Annotated in this window: 17 protein-coding genes and 2 pseudogenes; 9 read left to right on the top strand and 10 right to left on the bottom strand. The window is 67.2% G+C overall.

Features of this window, described 5'->3' with window-relative positions:
* Positions 1-679 precede the first annotated feature (679 nt).
* The 3 genes and pseudogenes from OHA84_RS37090 to OHA84_RS37080 all read right to left on the bottom strand — a co-directional run bounded on the left by OHA84_RS37090 (position 680) and on the right by OHA84_RS37080 (position 2,278).
* Positions 680-835 (bottom strand): hypothetical protein, encoded by a 156-nt coding sequence (locus OHA84_RS37090; protein WP_266975857.1) that lies wholly within the window; start codon positions 833-835, stop codon positions 680-682.
* Positions 836-1,022: 187 nt separating this feature from the next.
* A pseudogene (locus OHA84_RS37085) lies at positions 1,023-1,394 on the bottom strand (IS5/IS1182 family transposase); the annotation flags it as partial.
* Between the two features lie 32 nt (positions 1,395-1,426).
* Positions 1,427-2,278 carry a hypothetical protein gene (locus OHA84_RS37080; protein ID WP_266975859.1) on the bottom strand — a complete coding sequence of 284 codons (852 nt, stop codon included), beginning with the start codon at positions 2,276-2,278 and terminating at the stop codon, positions 1,427-1,429.
* A 584-nt stretch (positions 2,279-2,862) separates the two neighbouring features.
* Between OHA84_RS37080 and OHA84_RS37075 the strand changes: the two genes are divergently transcribed.
* Positions 2,863-4,401, top strand: a complete 1,539-nt coding sequence (locus OHA84_RS37075; RefSeq protein ID WP_266975861.1) for a serine protease — start codon at positions 2,863-2,865, stop codon at positions 4,399-4,401.
* A gap of 149 nt (positions 4,402-4,550) precedes the next feature.
* Here OHA84_RS37075 and OHA84_RS37070 read toward each other — a convergent pair whose 3' ends face one another.
* From OHA84_RS37070 to OHA84_RS37060, 3 genes are all read right to left on the bottom strand, one after another.
* Positions 4,551-4,841, bottom strand: coding sequence for a hypothetical protein (locus tag OHA84_RS37070; protein WP_266975863.1), 291 nt, complete (start codon positions 4,839-4,841; stop codon positions 4,551-4,553).
* The gene (locus OHA84_RS37065; protein ID WP_266975865.1) at positions 4,838-6,169 is read right to left on the bottom strand and encodes a hypothetical protein; all 1,332 of its coding nucleotides are present in this window, start codon (positions 6,167-6,169) and stop codon (positions 4,838-4,840) included. The genes OHA84_RS37070 and OHA84_RS37065 overlap by 4 nt, the downstream gene beginning before the upstream one ends.
* Positions 6,170-6,399: 230 nt before the next feature.
* The gene (locus OHA84_RS37060; protein ID WP_371591279.1) at positions 6,400-6,549 is read right to left on the bottom strand and encodes a hypothetical protein; all 150 of its coding nucleotides are present in this window, start codon (positions 6,547-6,549) and stop codon (positions 6,400-6,402) included.
* A 335-nt stretch (positions 6,550-6,884) separates the two neighbouring features.
* Here OHA84_RS37060 and OHA84_RS37055 point away from each other — a divergent pair.
* A pseudogene (locus OHA84_RS37055) lies at positions 6,885-7,634 on the top strand (transposase family protein).
* Between the two features lie 227 nt (positions 7,635-7,861).
* Here the strand turns inward: OHA84_RS37055 and OHA84_RS37050 are convergent.
* Positions 7,862-8,284 (bottom strand): hypothetical protein, encoded by a 423-nt coding sequence (locus tag OHA84_RS37050; protein ID WP_266975869.1) that lies wholly within the window; start codon positions 8,282-8,284, stop codon positions 7,862-7,864.
* A gap of 359 nt (positions 8,285-8,643) precedes the next feature.
* Between OHA84_RS37050 and OHA84_RS37045 the strand changes: the two genes are divergently transcribed.
* Positions 8,644-8,796 carry a hypothetical protein gene (locus OHA84_RS37045; RefSeq protein WP_266975871.1) on the top strand — a complete coding sequence of 51 codons (153 nt, stop codon included), beginning with the start codon at positions 8,644-8,646 and terminating at the stop codon, positions 8,794-8,796.
* Between the two features lie 440 nt (positions 8,797-9,236).
* On the opposite strand, the gene OHA84_RS37040 is transcribed toward OHA84_RS37045, so the two are convergent.
* Both OHA84_RS37040 and OHA84_RS37035 read right to left on the bottom strand, forming a co-directional pair.
* Complete coding sequence (locus OHA84_RS37040) at positions 9,237-9,440, bottom strand: cold-shock protein (RefSeq protein WP_266975873.1); 204 nt, start codon at positions 9,438-9,440, stop codon at positions 9,237-9,239.
* A 249-nt stretch (positions 9,441-9,689) separates the two neighbouring features.
* Positions 9,690-10,040, bottom strand: a complete 351-nt coding sequence (locus OHA84_RS37035; protein WP_266975875.1) for a MerR family transcriptional regulator — start codon at positions 10,038-10,040, stop codon at positions 9,690-9,692.
* 893 nt (positions 10,041-10,933) lie between these two features.
* On the opposite strand from OHA84_RS37035, the gene OHA84_RS37030 reads away from it, so the two are divergent.
* The 3 genes from OHA84_RS37030 to OHA84_RS37020 all read left to right on the top strand — a co-directional run bounded on the left by OHA84_RS37030 (position 10,934) and on the right by OHA84_RS37020 (position 12,275).
* Positions 10,934-11,323, top strand: a complete 390-nt coding sequence (locus OHA84_RS37030) for an ATP-binding protein (protein ID WP_266975877.1) — start codon at positions 10,934-10,936, stop codon at positions 11,321-11,323.
* A 107-nt stretch (positions 11,324-11,430) separates the two neighbouring features.
* A complete protein-coding gene (locus OHA84_RS37025) occupies positions 11,431-11,685 on the top strand; it encodes a hypothetical protein (protein WP_266975879.1) in 255 nt (84 codons plus the stop codon).
* A 239-nt stretch (positions 11,686-11,924) separates the two neighbouring features.
* Complete coding sequence (locus tag OHA84_RS37020) at positions 11,925-12,275, top strand: STAS domain-containing protein (RefSeq protein WP_266975881.1); 351 nt, start codon at positions 11,925-11,927, stop codon at positions 12,273-12,275.
* 88 nt (positions 12,276-12,363) lie between these two features.
* Here OHA84_RS37020 and OHA84_RS37015 read toward each other — a convergent pair whose 3' ends face one another.
* Positions 12,364-12,696, bottom strand: a complete 333-nt coding sequence (locus tag OHA84_RS37015; protein WP_266975883.1) for an STAS domain-containing protein — start codon at positions 12,694-12,696, stop codon at positions 12,364-12,366.
* Positions 12,697-13,195: 499 nt separating this feature from the next.
* Between OHA84_RS37015 and OHA84_RS37010 the strand changes: the two genes are divergently transcribed.
* The 3 genes from OHA84_RS37010 to OHA84_RS37000 all read left to right on the top strand — a co-directional run bounded on the left by OHA84_RS37010 (position 13,196) and on the right by OHA84_RS37000 (position 15,979).
* Complete coding sequence (locus OHA84_RS37010; RefSeq protein WP_266975885.1) at positions 13,196-13,495, top strand: hypothetical protein; 300 nt, start codon at positions 13,196-13,198, stop codon at positions 13,493-13,495.
* A 646-nt stretch (positions 13,496-14,141) separates the two neighbouring features.
* Entirely contained in the window at positions 14,142-14,597 is a 456-nt protein-coding gene (locus OHA84_RS37005; RefSeq protein WP_266975887.1) for a DUF4429 domain-containing protein, read from the top strand.
* A 320-nt stretch (positions 14,598-14,917) separates the two neighbouring features.
* Positions 14,918-15,979, top strand: coding sequence for an IS630 family transposase (locus OHA84_RS37000; RefSeq protein ID WP_266975889.1), 1,062 nt, complete (start codon positions 14,918-14,920; stop codon positions 15,977-15,979).
* Positions 15,980-16,022 lie beyond the last annotated feature (43 nt).

The raw sequence follows: 16,022 nt of genomic DNA, 5'->3' as shown, positions 1-16,022 counted from the left end.
AATCGCAAGGGGAGGAAGCCCGTCCGGGTGACCGAAACTGGCGTGGAAACCGAAAGGTCTCCCTGCGGACTTCTTCCCCATTAATTGCCCCCATATACCGACCTGGTTGGTCTGGCCGGGGCGTGCTCAAGGTGGAACGTATCCCGCAGCTCTGCATGTGATCAACCGGCGAGCACAGTGAACAAGTCATGGGCGACATGCCGCGGAACCCTTTGCTTCACGCGAGCTGACAGGCACTCAAAGATGTGCCTGCCGAACCTAATGGCTCCAGACAGCCCACACTGCCGTCGCCATCGGCCAGTCTGGCGCAAAACAACCCAGCAGTTCACACAAAGTGACAGCATGAATCGATAATTCCACCCCAGTTCGATTGAAATGGAAACGACTTCTTACGCTCGGTGGCCCATACTCATGTCGGGATACCCGGAGGAAATGGCGAGAAACAGCGGTCTGGTGACGTGAATCCCTCTCCGTGCGGCTGAGTTCGGGCGGTTCCTGCAGACCCCTCGGCAGACGGCCCGTCACAGTTCTACTGCGAGACTTCGGCGGTGAGCACCATGCGCCGCCCCGCGCGCCACATCGGCACCACTGATTTCGGTTTCGCTGTTTCCATAGCCGATTCAGGCTGCGGATCGGTATCCCGCACGACCTCGATGGCATCCCGGACCCGGCAGCTCCATCACCGCTCGGGGCCAAGACCTCGTCGACCCGTCGAGCGGGCAATGACCCGCTCCTTCCAGCCCTGCTCGACCACCACCAGCTCGGCCTGGACGCGATCGGCTTCCTCCCGCAACTCCTCCACACGACGGCGAGCGGTGAGCTCCCGCTGTTCCACCAACCCAGAAACCGACGGCATCCGCGACCCGGAGAGCGACAACCCGACAGACCACCCCTCCCACCGAATGACCACGCCCACGTCCGACCAGCGGAGACACTGCGGTCACGACCGGAAAGACAACAACCACTAACGGGCTGGTGCGTGATAGCGGGTGAGGCGTGTTTCTCCTGGTCGTGGCCGATTCTCAGGTCTCCACAGCGCGGCCGGAGACGAGACGTGCGATGGCCTGACAGGTGGCGGGCAGGGTCTCGCGTCGGTGGGGCCAGCGGGTCAGTTGCTTCCAGCGTTTGTGGTCGACGAGGGCGTGTTCGACAGTGATGCGCTTCGAAGAGTTCCGGTGACGGGCTCTTCGACGGGCCTCAAGGACTTCGGGCGGGCTGATCTTGTTGCCCTTCCGGGCGGGATGACCGCCTGCCCGGGGGTGATCACGTCGGAGCCCGAGACAGCCGTCGTCGAGGAGGACCTCGACGTCGGGACAGTGCTGGAAACAGATCCCGATGCCTTCGTTGCGTGCGGCGGTCGCATCATGCATCCGCCCAGGCCGCAGGGAGCGGGTAGTCCTAGTCAACCCGGTTGGGGTGCCGCAGTTCAGCTGGACTTCGCCCGTCGGCGTCGTAGCCACAGTGACGTTCCAAGGGTGAGGGCCAGCAGAGTGCCTGCGCCCCCGGCCAGCCACGGGGCTCGCGACGCCGAGCCTCCTGCCTGGGGTTGCGCTTCAGCGTCCATGCAGTCGGGTGCGGCCTGTGTGACCCGGTAGCGGGCCCAGACCTTCTGCGACTTACCAGCCTCTTTCCACTCCACGGTGTAGAGGCCTGGCTGTGCATCGCACCGGATCGCGGCTGTGGCCGTGGCCATCTTGTCGCCACGCATCACCACAGGGGCCGTGAAGCCGGAAGACGTCAGCTTCACCTGGCCGTCATACGCAGTGTGCGTGTTGTCTTGAGCGGCGATCCGGGCTCCGGCCTGCACGGTTCGCACATGCCACGGCGTCTGCGGCCACGGCGCGTCACGGCCCCAGTCCTCCTCCTGCGACTCCTCCGGCGCCTGCGCCGTACGGCGGGTACACTCCTCGCGCGCCTGCCCGTCGGCCGCAGCCACCTGCACGCTTCCCCACAGCCGGCTGCCACCTGATTCCTCCTGCTCGTCGGCCGGAGGCTTCAGGAACACCTCATGGGGACCGGCAGTCGCTGCACAGGAGATGGTCACGACGGCCGTGACGACAGTGTTCTGCATCCTCAGCATGCCGTCCTTGGCGAACGCGCCGGACGTGACCCGGACGCCGTTGCGGGCATCAGCGGAGACCCGGGCCGGCGTGGACACGGCCACCCGGTCACCGGGCTGGACGGAGAGCGACGCCCCGCTCGGCAGTGGCTTCGGCGCGTCCGTGGCCGGCAAGGCCGACGCCGCGCCCGTCCCTGCCGACGACAGGATGATCACCATGCTTGCGGCGCTGCGGCTGACTCGGATTAACCCCATTTGATGCCTTTCATTCTCTGTTGACGATCTTTCAGGTCCCTGAATAGCCTGCCTGCTTATCGAACTGACGCACCAATGCAACCCGCTGCGTCACCAGTACGCCCAGAAAGCGCCCTTCCTTGAGAAGAAGAACCCGATGGATCACTGCGACCACGCTCACTCTCGCAGCTGCCCTGTTCGTGACTCCGGCCGCCGCAGCCGGACCCAGTCCCACACCCGCTGAGTCCTTACCGTCACCGACCGCCCCACCCACGCCCTTCCCCTCCAAGACGCACGGTCGGCCCGAACGGTCAACACCCGTCCCCACCCCAACTCCTCCCCGTCCCCGGGAATCACCGCCGGCCACTCCCCCACCCAGCTCCGCCACCAACCAGGCAGCGACCTCCCGTCCTGACCTGTCCGGTGAGCTTGCGTTCTGGACCGCGGAGCGCATGGCCCGGGCAAAGCCGATCGACGCCGACCGCGGCAGAGCCTCCGAAGCGGCGCGAGGCCTCGCAGCCGCACCACCGGCAGACACCCCCACCGCCAGCCACTTCGAAGGACTCCCCATGGTCGGGACGTTCTTCTACAAGGGCAAGCCCATCCACGGCACCGCCACCTCCTGCACCGGCAGCGTCGTACGCAGCAAGGGAAAGAACCTCGTGCTCACCGCAGGTCACTGCGGGACCGGCCTCAAGAACGCTACGCAGCGCATCTTCGTACCGCAGTACCGCCACGGCCTGGACGCGGGCTCGCAGCCCTCGGGCATCTTTCCCATCACCGACGTCTACCTGGACCCGCGGTACGAGAACTACACCAAGGGCCCCACGTCCGACCTCGACATCGCCTTCGCCACAGCCGGCCCGAGCGCAAAGGGCCTGGTGGAGAACGTCACCGGCGGACTGACCTTCACCCAGGCATCGGGATACGACCACACAGTGACCGTGGTCGGCTACCCCAGCAGCTTCAAGGACAACCCGACCCACAGGGCCATCACCTGCACCGTTCGCACCAAACGGCTCCACCGGTTCCGGCAGATGCAGATGGAGTGCGGCGGCTACTACGGAGGCGTCTCCGGCAGCCCCTGGATCAAGGGCTACGACGCCAAGACCCGCAGCGGACAGGTCATCGGCAACCTCGGCGGATACAACGGCGGAGGCAACGACGCCAACGTCGACTGGGTCTCGTACGCGCCCCTCTTCGGCAAGGACGCCCAGGACCTCTACAACGACGCCGCCAACGGCATCGGCCCGGACAACGTGAAACGCCCCAACCCCTACCAGCCCCCGAACGACGGCCCAGCACTCCCGGGCAGCGGAGAAACCTGGAAGCACGCCAAGCAGATCGCCTCCGGAGACTTCAGCAACACCGGACACAGCGACATGCTCGTCATCTGGACCGACGGTGAAGCCACCCTCTACCCCGGCGACGGCATCGGCGGCTTCCGCCCCGAACGCCAGCTCCAGGCACCCAACGCGGCATGGAAAGAAGCCGCGACCATCACGGCAGGCGATTTCACCGGCTCGAACCAGTTCGACCTCATGGTCCGCTGGAACGACGGCCGCATGACCCTCCACGCCGACATCGGATCCAACGGCCTCGGCAGCATCACTGAAATGGCCCCCTCCGGATCCGTCTGGAGCCACGCCACCCAGATCGCCGCAGGCCGCTTCAACGCCACCACCTACGTCACCGACCTCATGGTCCGCTGGTCCGACGGCGAACTCAGTCTCTTCACCAACGTCGGCGCCGGCACCCTCGGCCAGGAATACAAACTCAAGGACCCCAACAGCGCGTGGAAGGACGCCACCCTGCTGACCGCCGGACAGTACTCCGGCAACCAGAAATGGGACCTCATGGTCCGCTGGACAAGCGGCGCACTCAACAACTACGTAGGCACCACCACCGCCGGCCTCGGCTCCGAGCAACCGGTCCACGGCCCCAACAAGACCTGGACCCACAGCGTCGTCATGACCACCGGCAACTACACCGGCGACAGCCTCACCAACGACCTCGTCATCCGCTGGAGTGACGGCGAAACCACCATGTACCGCGACACCCGCACCAACAGCCTCGGCACCGAACAGATGCTGGTCCCTCCGGCATGACAACAGGTGGGGCGGGCCACCCGCTCAAGACCCGCCCCGCCGCCGGTGCGCGCCAGGCCGGTGTGATCCTGCGGCGGCCAACGCTGATGCACGACGCGTCCTCGCCGCCAGTCACGCCGTGCACCGGAGCGGAGCGCCCTGCGGAAGGGTTACCGCGGCCCGGGCCCTGAACGTTCGGCTCGCGCCCGGTGCAGGGCAGCAGTCTCGGTGGCAGCGAATTCGCGGCGCCGCGTGAGGATGGCGCTGTCTATCGGCGTCGGCTGCTCGTCGGCGAGCTTCTTCTGATTGGGGAACGACCGCTGGCTGAGCTCACGCATCACGGCGTTCTGCCGCTCCACCGCGTATGCGATACCCGGATCCACCCGGGACGACGGTGCGGCTGGGCGGTGCGCCTCGATCGCGCGGCAGGAGCCCTCCGACGGCCGCAGCCAGACCATCACCGAGCTGAATCGCCTGGCCTTCGCCTGATCCCGCCGGGCCCGGCCCGGCGATCAACGTCAGCGCGACTCTGGGTCAGGGCTGGTGCCGCCCGCCGGCCGCCGCTTCCGTTGGAGACGGCGGCCGTCCTTCGCTGCTCGGCCCCGAGGCGTCCAGGCAGTGGTCCGGGCTCTGGCGGGCGGTGCGCCTGCTGATCGTCCCGACGCACCGGACGCACCGCGGCGGCGTCGTCCTGTTGGGCGTAGCGGGTCGCGCGGGTGCGGGAGTCGCCGGCCGCCTTGGTGAACGCGTCCTGGAGGTGGCGCAGCCGCTCGGCAGTGAGGTCGAGGGCTTCGACGTCGGTGCGGGACTCCCGGAGGGCCCGTAACGCCGTCATGTCGATCGCCCCGCCGCGTCCGACCTCCGGCTCCTGGTCCTCGTCCTGGTCCTCGTCGTCGGGGTCGGCAGCCGCGGCCGCGAGCAGCTGCTCGGGCATCGCCGCCTGCTGGTGCGCGAGGACGTCGAACGCCCGGCCCCGCACGGCGGTGACAGTGGCGGTGGTCCGCAGCTTGTCCCGCACCACCGCACCGGCGAGGACAGCGCGCTCGTACTGCAGCGGGATACGGGGGATCTCCCACTCCCCCGCGTCCTGGCCCCATGCCCGGGGCGCAGCCGAATCGCCGGAATCGGCCGGGGGCTGCCGGTCCGGGTCGGGCACGGGGGTGGGTGTGTGGCGGCGGTCGGGGAGGTCGGACAGGGACCACCGGGCGGTGTAGAGGCGGTAGTCCGACAGCAGGCCGATCACGGTCTTCGGCTCGCTGATGTCCAGGCAGTACGTGGAGATGGCGGTGGCCACGATCATCTCGTCCAGGCCGGGTTCGCGGCGGCGGCCGCGCAGGACGAGGGCGAGGTGGCGGCGCGCTTCGGCGAGCAGGTGCCGGCGGTGGAAGCGTCCGCCGTCGTTCATCACGAACACCGTCGCGGTGACGTCGACGGCCGCCAGCGCAACATCAACCACGGCCGCGACCCGGGCCCGGATCGCGGCAGCCGCGGCGCGGGCGTACTCGAGGAGAGAGTTGATGACGTCGACAGCCACCCCGGAGGTCAGAATCGCGCTCGTCTTCCACCAGACGCGCAGCTGTGCGAGCGGCCGGGTCTTCTGCTTGGGCGGTCGGGTCTTGCGGGCGGCGATCCGGTTCAGCTTGGCGCGGGCCCGCTCGGAGACCACGGGCAGGAACTTCAGCTCGCCTTCGTCGTCGACGGCGGTGACGTACTCGTGCTCCAGCTCTTCCAGGCAGGCGGCGATCTGGTCGCTGCGCCGGGAGGTCCAGCGGATCAGCTCGTGAGGCACCCCGGCGCAGAGGCACCTCCGTCGACCAGGCCGCGATCGGGCCCAGGCCCGGCGGGCGCTCCACCGGCGCCGCAGTCGGCGCGGGCACGGCACCCCTGCGGATCACGGGCACGGTCGGTTCCGGCGGGGTCTGAAACCGGCCTTGCCCACGAGCCGCCGAACCAGCGGCCCGCCCCGTTCCGTCGCGGCGGCAAGCGTAGTGCCGCACGACTCCTCGTCCATGCACCCCGTCAGTAGCTGGGGCAGATAATCATGTGGGTGACAGCCAGGATTCGTGCGGCCTTGGTCAGGCCGTGGCCGTCGGGATGGGTCGGGCTGGTCCAGCGCTTGTTGGTCTGCTCCGTCTGCTTGACCGAGTCCTTCGGGTGGTCCTTGATCATGCCGCAGGTGTCGATGCCCGCAGCTGATGGCCTTGTCACCCTTGGCGTGAACGATGTCCTTGTCGATCGCGTTGAGACCGTCGAGGAAGGCCTGCCTCTGGCTGCCCTTGGGTTCCGGGGGCAGGCCCACGGCCGCTCGGACCGCATCGCGATCGGCCTGCCGCCACGCTGGCGAGGGCGAGGGCGAGCTGATGGGCTTGTCATCCGCGCTGGGCTCAGTGAGCTTCTTCGAGTTGGCTCCTGATCGGGTGACGGGCGAGGGCGCGTAACGGGCAAGGCTCCCGGACGGTTGAGCGAGATGTCTCACGTCTCAACTCGTTAGCCAGGGAGCCTTGTTGGTTACCTATCCTGCCGCATTGGACCTTCCGCATGCCCTGGTGGAGTGGCTGACGGTGCTGATCGTCACCCGGGAGGGTGACCGCCGGTGCAAGCTGCCGGCCTCTCAGCGGGCCTTGATCACACTCGTATATCTGCGCAAGCACGACACCCTGGCCCATATCGCGGCCGGGTTCCGGATTAGCGAGAGCACCGCCCACGCCTATGTACACAGCGTGATCACACACCTGGCCCCCCGTGCTCCCTCGCTCACCCGCGCGCTGCGGCAGGCACGTCCGGAGTACGTGCTCGTGGACGGCACGCTCACCGAGTGCGACCGCGTCGGCAACAGCCAGGACGACTACTCCGGCAAGCACCGCAAGCACGGCATGAACATCCAGGCGGTCACCAATCCGGTCGGCGAACTCGTCTGGTAGTCGCCAGCCCTGCCCGGACGGACCGCGGACATCACCGCAGCCCGCACCCACGACATCGTCACCATCTGTGAGCGGCTGAAGATCCCCGCCCTCGCGGACAAGGCGTACCAGGGTACAGGCGGAACCTTCGCCACACCCGTCAAGAAGCGCCGAGACCGTGAGCTCACCGTCAAAGAGAAGGCCGTCAACCGTGCACACGCCCGACTCCGCTCACCCGTCGAACGGGCCTTCGCACGGCTCAAAGCCTGGCGGATCTTCCGCAGAGCCCGCGTCAGCCCCAACAAGCTCACGTCAATCGCCAAGGCCATCCTCACCCTGGAGAGGCAACGCTGAAGAAGCTCAATGAGCCTGCTGCGCGTGTACGGCAGCCGGCCTGGCTGACCGTCTACCCCATCGGCGACCGGCAAGCTCAGCACCCGCCGGTCCTGCCCATGACACGGGTCCTGCCCGATGCACTCCAGGAGTGCATCGGGGAACTGCGTATTGACCGGGCTCCGCGTCCGCATGCCGATGGAGCTGACCCACGACGCGGGCTTCGGTCATCCGCACGCCGTGTGCTGCTACCAAAAGCCGATACAGCTGTACGAGTTGGCGTAGAGCTTATCGCCTACACACACGCGGGCCTGGTAGCCGCCTCCATCGTAGAACCAGCCGGTGACGTCGCTGGCCGTGTGGGTGGCAGAAACTTGTTCGAAGGCATTGCTCGGGCTTGTGCGGCGTTCCAGCCAGCCTTTGCACACCGTGCCGCGAGTGCTCGTACCGAGTACGAACGATCCTCTCGCATATGCGGTACCACTGCCCACTTCGTGGCCCATATCGACCCAGCCCTTGCATCCGACGAACTCGCTATAGGTGCCTGGCGCCGATCCGCTGAAGATGATGTCGCCGTTCGCGGTGGCCGAGGACGAACCCGTCCCGCCGACCGTCGCAGCGACCAACACGCCTGTCACGGCGAGTGTCCGGAGCACACTGGAACTCTTCATGGTTCCCGCTTCCTGTTGGAGACGCACACCGGTGGCACTCCTTGCCTGCCGAGGTGTCATGGTCAAGCCTTAGCAAGCCGAAGGCGGCCTCCCGCCGTGAGGCGGGCGGCCCGACTGATAAGGACTACAAGTTTGGCCGGCGATGTCTCCTTGCGCGGGAGGACCCCAACGGCCTGTGCGCACCGCACGGTGAACGCGACGATGGTCGAGTTGTTGTCCACGCTGGTGGGCAACAGCCCCGACACGCCGTACCGCGCGGCCCTGTCGACTGAACGAAGCGGGGAGATGAAGGCGCGGACCCGGACCATATGTGACCGTGCCCGCGCCCTTGTCTGCGGGCCACTTCACGCTGGGTGCGGGTGCTGCGCGGCCGCGGCTGCTTCCGGCACGCTCCGGCCGCCTTCCGGCGCATCCGCCACGACCTGCGCATCGCCTGGCCTGCTCTGACCTCGTGGACGGCGTCCGGGCTCGACCTGCGACAGGTCACCGCCGAGCGGGAAAGGACCTGCTGATCACGTGCCATGCCGTCGTGCTGGACATCGGCCAAGGTCCGGGCCCGGAAGAGCCTCACCGAGCCGGGGGACATCCGCGAACCGCCAGGTACACGGCCTCGGCGACCCGCACAGCGGCCCGTATCGGCCCGCATCGTCTTGCCTCATTCCCAGGCAGCCGCACGATCCAGGGCCGCGCGCGAGATGACGACTGCTGCCAGAACGCCCGCACATGGCCACTGCTGATGGGCGGCACGACACGGCGCCCTACGAAAAGCGTCTGATCGGCGCGGTGACCGCATTCGACACGGATGAGGGCCGCGCCTGGGGCGCGGCCCTCATCACCTGCGTGTCCACTCCCGCCGGGGCGTCGGACAGGCTTCCGCTGTTCGGCTCGGCGAGCCCCAAAGGCCGCCCAGAAAGGGCAGTGCCGTCGGTGCCCGCGGGCCGGTAGGGGAAGGTCAGGCCGGGTTGATGTTCTCGGCCTGGGGGCCCTTCTGGCCCTGGGTGACGTCGAACATCACGACCTGGCCCTCCTGGAGCTCACGAAAGCCCGAGGAGTTGATCGCCGAGTAGTGGGCGAACACGTCCGGGCCGCCGCCGTCCTGGGCGATGAAACCGAAGCCCTTCTCCGCGTTGAACCACTTCACAGTTCCCGTAGCCATATCCATGCCTTCCAGTCGATTGACGTCTCCCGCTCGGTGCGGAAGACGGAGGTGATCGTCCTGGTTCCTGCGGCACAGCACAGCAAAACACCCACACCGAAGGCGTGGGCAAAGGGAACTTCCGAACCACGACAGCTTGAGCCCGACGCTACACGCCGGCACCCTCCGTCACCACGCGAAACGACTCATACGCCACACCCCACGGAGAGCCCGCCGGGGAACCGCACGTGCCGGCGGGCGCGTACCGAATCAGGTCGCGGCGGGCGGGTTCGCCGAACCGGCGGCGTTCCGGTATTCGGCGTTGAGGCGTTGCGCTTCTTCGAGCTGGTCCTCGAGGATGACGATGCGGCAAGCCGACTCGATCGGCGTGCCCTGGTCGACGAGTTCCCGGGCGCGGGCCGCGATCCGCAACTGGTACCGGGAGTAGCGGCGGTGCCCGCCCTCCGAGCGCAGCGGGGTGATCAGGCGGGCGTCCCCGATGGCGCGGAGGAAGCCCTGGGTGGTGCCGAGCATGGCGGCGGCCCGGCCCATCGTGTAGGCGGGATAGTCGTCGTCGTCCAGGTGACCGCCCAACGGACCGGTCGGGGTTTCTGCCGTCATTACACCTCTCTGTGAAACGCGTGGAGGGGCCCCGGTGCCTATGGCACCGGGGCCCCGAAGGAACTGCTACACCATCTACCGGCCCTGATACTGCACCGGCCTACTTGTTTCCGCCGACCCGACCTCAATAACGTCGGGTGTACGGGGATCGCGGTTGCTTGACCGGAGACCACCTCACAAACGATGTCCTGCGGTACCCGGACCCTGTCACTGCGCCCGGGCGATCCTGATGGCGCCAATTCCTCCGTTCATCCCTCGGGATCAACTACATACCAAATAGGAACTACATACTGCTGAAACTGCGTACTGCGTGTACTGCTCGTGGCCTGTCCAAGCGCCACGTCTTCGGCAGCCAGCCCCGTTGCCCGTCCTGCATCTGCTCTGGCTTAGAACCCCACCGCCGAACCTCCCGGCGCGAGCGTCCACCATCGACACCCTTACCGAGGTACCACTCACTTCACTGCTGATACTGCGAACTGCGTGTACTGCTGGGTGCTGCTACTGCGGTACTGCTTGTGGTGGCCCCTGATCACCGCGGGCCACCCGGTCCGGTCGTCAGTCCCGTCGCCGACCTGCAACAAGCTTGGCTTCGAAACTCCACCACCGCACCGCCCTGCGCACTGCACTTACGGGTACTGCTGCCTGCCAGTTCGTCTCTGCCAGGCCCTGCGGTCCTTCTGGGTTACGAGAGAAACCATAACCACACCATCGGCCAATGTCTAATCCAGCTGGCATAGATTTCCGGGCGCTCGGCAGCGAGGTAACCCACCTCGGACGATCGTCGCGACGGCCGGGCAGGCAAGTCGGTCATCGCCGGGGTAACCCACGCAGGCCGGGGCACAAGAACCGCACGAACAGGACAGAGCGGCGACGATCAGGGATGAGGTGAGCTGATGGACACGATGAGCGTCACCGTCGCCCCCGCTCGTCCCGTGACATCCATCGCCGGCGCCCGCGAGAGCGCCCGCCGCTTCCTCGAAGACCTCCTGCCGGTCATCGCGGCCGAGGTCGCCGAGACCGTGGTCCTGGTCGTGTCGGAGCTCGTCACCAACGCGCTGCGTCACGGCGGCGGCACCGCCACCATGAGCCTGACCGCGTATCCCGACGGCATCGAGGTGGCCGTACACGACAGCAGTCCGCAGGCGCCGCGCATGCGCACCCCGGACCTGAATGGCGGGACCGGAGGATTCGGCTGGCCCATGGTCAACCGCCCCGCTCAGGCCACCACCGTCACCTGCCGGCCGTCCGGCGGCAAAACCGTCAGCGCCCTCCTCGCCCGATAGCCGCCCGCCGGAGACCGCTGGAGAAAGACGAGGGTCCGCCGTTCTCCACGGACGCCCCGAAGTCGGGCGTGGGAGTGGGGCTGACGTCCGGGTTGGTGGCCGGCAACGTGCGACAGGTACCGACCCGCGCAGCAGCCGACAGCCCCACGGAGCTGGGAGCCGCCCTGGAGTGCGCCTCCAGCGGCCACTATCCCACCGACATCGCGTTGAGACCGCCTGCTGCCGCGCTGGAGGAGGGAGTCGCATCCACCCGGACGGAAGAGGCCCCGGCCCCTCACCCCTGTGGGATCCGCCTCGTCCTCGACGCCGCCGGCTTCCCGGGCGGCGAGGAGGCGGACCCGGTAGGCGGGACGTGCCGGTGATCCGCAGCAGCCACCACGTATCCGCCGTCCCCGACACGGCAATGAACCCGAACCGGGCGCCGTTCACCAGCACCACCCCCTGCCCGCCGCACCAGATGCTCGCGGGCACGTCTATTCACCGGCGTTCGCCGTGGCCCACAGCGCCAAGGCGGGGGCACCCCGGGTTGACCCGGTGGCGGGTTCGGACACCTCCGAGACCGATACCGTCGGCGCAGGAACGCAGCAGCCACGGGGGAACCATGACCGACCACGACCAACCATCACAGCGCCCCGAACCCAGGGATGCCCGGCCGGACCTGGTCCGCGTCCGCGGCGAACTGGACCTGGACACCGGGCGCGCCGCCGAACTCGACGCGGCCCTGCGGCGTGCGATCACCGACCCCGACAACCCCGCGGAGATCACGGTCGACGTCAGCGAGCTCATGTTTTGTGACTCCACAGGCCTGAACATCCTCCTGCACGCCCAACTCGCCGCCCTCTCCCACGGCCGCACCCTGCGACTGCGGGCACCCAACCCCCAACTCGTACGGCTTCTGCACCGCGCCGGCGCCCTCACCCTCTTCACCCTCGACCCCCCACCGGCCGCCTGACCCGCACGCGACGTCCCACATGCCGATCGTGTGCCGGGAGCGCCCCGTGGGCAGTCGATGGCCCGTTCGACCTGATGGTCGTGTCGCCCTACAGGGTGCGGGCCACTTCCACGCTGTCGGCGACAGGGAACAGCGGTCCGGCCTGGGTGAGTTCGAGGACTCGCCGCAGGCCGGGCGGAAGCGGGCCAGCCAGGACCAGGCGGCCGGAACGCAGCAGGCGCAGCATCTCGTTGAGCATCGAGGAGTCGGCGAAGGTGAGCCGGCTGACGTCCAGGACAATCCGCCGGACGGCCGGGTCGGCCACAGCCGGGTTCCCAGCCTGCCGGAAGGATCCCAGGGTGTCCTGATCGAACTCACCGACGCACGCGATCACCCGCACGCCGTCACCCTCGTCCGGCAGGACCAGTACTTGTTGTTCCACAGATCATTCCTTGATCGCACGCGTGCCATCCCGTCCGGCCACTGCTGGATGGGACGCGCCGACGTGGGGAGTTCAGCCAGTCCACGTCGGCGCCATCGGACTCCTACAGTCGCGTTGGCCGTGGGCCGGCTCAGGCTGCGGAAAAGGGCGCCTCGCCGACACGAACGCGCGCGGTGACGATCCGGAAACCAGGGTGATCTTGATGAGCACGAAGCGCGTCACCGCCGCGACCGACCCACAACGTCCGCTTGCGCACGTCACTGTGCCCGTGACTTTCTTCGCGGTCTCGTTTCTGCGACCACGGTCGAGGCCGGCGACACCGTCCTCATGGTCGTCTCGGAGCTCGTCAGTAACGCCCTACGTCACGGCGGCGGTACCTATGGCCTCCAGCTCACCGCCCGCGCGGACGGTATCGAGGTGGCAGTCCACGACCCCAACCCGCAACCGCCCCGCACCCACGTACTCGTGACTCCGGCGCGTCGATGATCGTTTGGCCGGCATGAACAACACGCTCGCCGTCCTCACTCTTGCCGGGGCCGTACTCACCCTGTCCGGCACCGCGCACGCCAGCGACGAACAGTACCTCCTTACCGGCACGCGCCACATCAACATCGACGATTCGCTCAACAGCTACCACGTCACCAGCGGGGACAGCGTCATCCAGGGCGTGGGCAACATCCTCCAGCCCCTCACTCAGATCGGAGCCCCCAACGCCCGCCTGGTCCATCGACGGCCAACCGGAACCGGCGGGCCCGAGTCGGATGGCTTCGACACGGCGTCGTATCGTCGCCAGCCCTGACAGCGTCGACGATCTCCTCGATCAACAAGTCGCTGGAGTCGAAGTCGGCCGGCGATCTCGACGTGGCCCGAGCCGGGACCACCCAATTCGTCGGCTGGCATGGACACATTCAACGGCCCCAACAGGCAGACGTCACCACCCTCACGGTGATTCCAGAGCCGGCTGGCGATCCCTCCGAGGCGCCGAAGCCGTTTCACGCGCACGGCCACCTCGGCGTGTCGTATCGCCGCGATGGCAGTTATGCCGGGAGCGGCATCGATTTCAGCCGCTACCTGACCGGTGAGGAAGACAGTGCACTCGCAACAACAACACCCGCAGCACCCCTCAGGTCCGTACGAGGGGCACCAGGGCGGCTACCAAGGACCCCCCATCATCATCAACAACTCGGTCAATGCCTCGGCCACGACATTTGGCCGCTACGGCGGGAGGCGGCGGCAGTCAGCCGGGATGCATTTCATCCTGTTCCTCTGCACGGCGGGAATCGGAAACGTGATCTACGCGAAGTACGTGTCGTCGTGGAACCGCCGAAGGGGCTTCTGACGGCGCCCATGCTCCTTCAGGGGCATCCCCCAAGCCAGCGCACGCGTGCTGTCAGAACTCACATCATCGGAGCCTCACCCAGGCGCCTTTACATTGAGGAGTACCAATGACCCAGGCAACGGGTATGGGTGGGCAAATGACTTTCGACGGACATCACGTCGTCATCACGCGTGATCGATCCAGTCCACTCGGACGTGGCGAGAAGCGTTTCTACGTCAGCCAGATCAGCGCTGTGCGGTGGAAGCCCCCGGGCTTCATGAGCGGCGGATTCATCCAACTGACCATCCCCGGCAGCAGCGAACGGCAGCCCTCCAAGGGATCCAGCACCATGGCCGCCCTCAAAGACGAGAACTCCGTCGTCTTCATCAAGAAGCAACAGCCAGCCTTCGAAGAGCTACGCTCCGTTCTCGACGCTGCCATCGCCGCGCGCCACACGTCCCGGTCAACGGCCGGCACGCCATCGGGTGCCGACGAACTTTTGAAGCTTGCTGCGTTGCGCGACCAAGGCGTGATCTCACCCCACGACTTCGAAACGGCGAAGCTACGCCTGTTGGGCATCTGAGCACATCCGTTTCTCGTGCTTCCGCTCCTCCCACTGGCGCTCCGACTCATCGGCGGCGCGGCGTTGCTCCTCGCGGACGGAGTAGGCGCAGTAGTAGTCAGGGTTGGCCAAGGCGTCGGTGAGGGTCTCGTGGTCTTGGCGGCCGTGGACCGCCAGATGGGCCCATGCGGGCCGTGCTCCTCCAGGAGGTCCAGGACCGTCACGATCACTGGCACGACGCCGGTGTAGTCGCGGTGGCCGTCCCTAGTGTTCTGAGTCATGAATTTTGTTCAGATGTGTAGGCTTGCGGTACGGCGCGGACGGGGCGGCCGAAGGCCGAGTTGACGTTGTCGGACGAGGAGCGGGCCGCACTCGAGGGGTGGGTGCGGCGCCGTTCCACGCCGCAGGCGTGGGCCCTGAGATGTCGGATCATCCTGGCCTGCACCGAAGGCGCTTCGAACAAAGACGTGGCGGCTCGACTCGGCTCGACTCCCCATGCGGTGGGCCGCTGGCGTGCGCGGTTCGTGCGGTATCGGATCGCCGGTCTGGGTGACATGCCGCGTCCGGGCGGCCCGCGGACGGTGACGGACGAACAGGTGGCCGCGCTGGTATCCAGGACGCTGGAGTCCACCCCGAAGAACGCGACCCACTGGTCGACGCGTTCGATGGCGAAGGAGCTGGGCCTGTCGCAGTCGACCGTGTCGCGGATCTGGCGGGCGTTCGGCCTGCAGCCGCACCGCTCGGAGTCGTTCAAACTGTCGACAGACCCGTACTTCGTCGACAAGGTCCACGATGTAGTCGGTCTCTATCTGGACCCGCCGGAGCGGGCTCTGGTGTTCTGTGTCGACGAAAAGTCGCAGATCCAGGCCCTGGATCGCTCACAGCCGGTGCTGCCGATGATGCCCGGAGTTCCGCAGCGGACCACCCACGACTACGTCCGGGCCGGCACCACCACTCTGTTCGCTGCCCTGGAGGTGGCCACCGGCAAGGTGATCGGTTCCCTGCATCGGCGCCACCGGGCCGAGGAGTTCAAGAAGTTCCTCATCAAGCTCGACAAGGAAGTCCCGGCCGGCCTCGAAATCCACCTGGTGCTGGACAACCACGCCACCCACAAGACCCCGGCCATCAAGACCTGGCTCCTGACACACCCCCGGTTCCACCCGCACTTCACACCAACCGGATCGTCCTGGCTCAACCTGGTGGAGCGATGGTTCGCCGAGCTGACAAACAAGCAGATACGGCGAGGCGTCCACAGATCCGTCCAGGCCCTGGAGAAGGACATCCGAACCTGGATCGCCACATGGAACACCGACCCCAAGCCCTACGTCTGGACCAAGACCGCAGACGAGATCCTCGAACGCCTCGCCAGCTATCTGAACAGAATTCCTGACTCAGAAGACTAGGGCCTGTTGTGAAAGTGCTGGTCGCGTGGGGTCTGGCGTTCAT

The organism is Streptomyces sp. NBC_00513, from assembly GCF_041431415.1.
GTDB lineage: Bacteria > Actinomycetota > Actinomycetes > Streptomycetales > Streptomycetaceae > Streptomyces.
This window is presented reverse-complemented; position numbering and strand designations above follow the sequence as displayed.

Excerpts from the sequence above, each read along its gene's own strand:
- OHA84_RS37080 (WP_266975859.1), bottom strand. The coding sequence starts at position 2,278 with ATGGTGATCATCCTGTCGTCGGCAGGGACGGGCGCGGCGTCGGCCTTG.
- OHA84_RS37075 (WP_266975861.1), top strand. The coding sequence starts at position 2,863 with ATGGTCGGGACGTTCTTCTACAAGGGCAAGCCCATCCACGGCACCGCC.
- OHA84_RS37060 (WP_371591279.1), bottom strand. The coding sequence starts at position 6,549 with ATGATCAAGGACCACCCGAAGGACTCGGTCAAGCAGACGGAGCAGACC.
- OHA84_RS37050 (WP_266975869.1), bottom strand. The coding sequence starts at position 8,284 with ATGAAGAGTTCCAGTGTGCTCCGGACACTCGCCGTGACAGGCGTGTTG.
- OHA84_RS37040 (WP_266975873.1), bottom strand. The coding sequence starts at position 9,440 with ATGGCTACGGGAACTGTGAAGTGGTTCAACGCGGAGAAGGGCTTCGGT.
- OHA84_RS37035 (WP_266975875.1), bottom strand. The coding sequence starts at position 10,040 with ATGACGGCAGAAACCCCGACCGGTCCGTTGGGCGGTCACCTGGACGAC.
- OHA84_RS37030 (WP_266975877.1), top strand. The coding sequence starts at position 10,934 with ATGGACACGATGAGCGTCACCGTCGCCCCCGCTCGTCCCGTGACATCC.
- OHA84_RS37020 (WP_266975881.1), top strand. The coding sequence starts at position 11,925 with ATGACCGACCACGACCAACCATCACAGCGCCCCGAACCCAGGGATGCC.
- OHA84_RS37010 (WP_266975885.1), top strand. The coding sequence starts at position 13,196 with ATGAACAACACGCTCGCCGTCCTCACTCTTGCCGGGGCCGTACTCACC.
- OHA84_RS37005 (WP_266975887.1), top strand. The coding sequence starts at position 14,142 with ATGACCCAGGCAACGGGTATGGGTGGGCAAATGACTTTCGACGGACAT.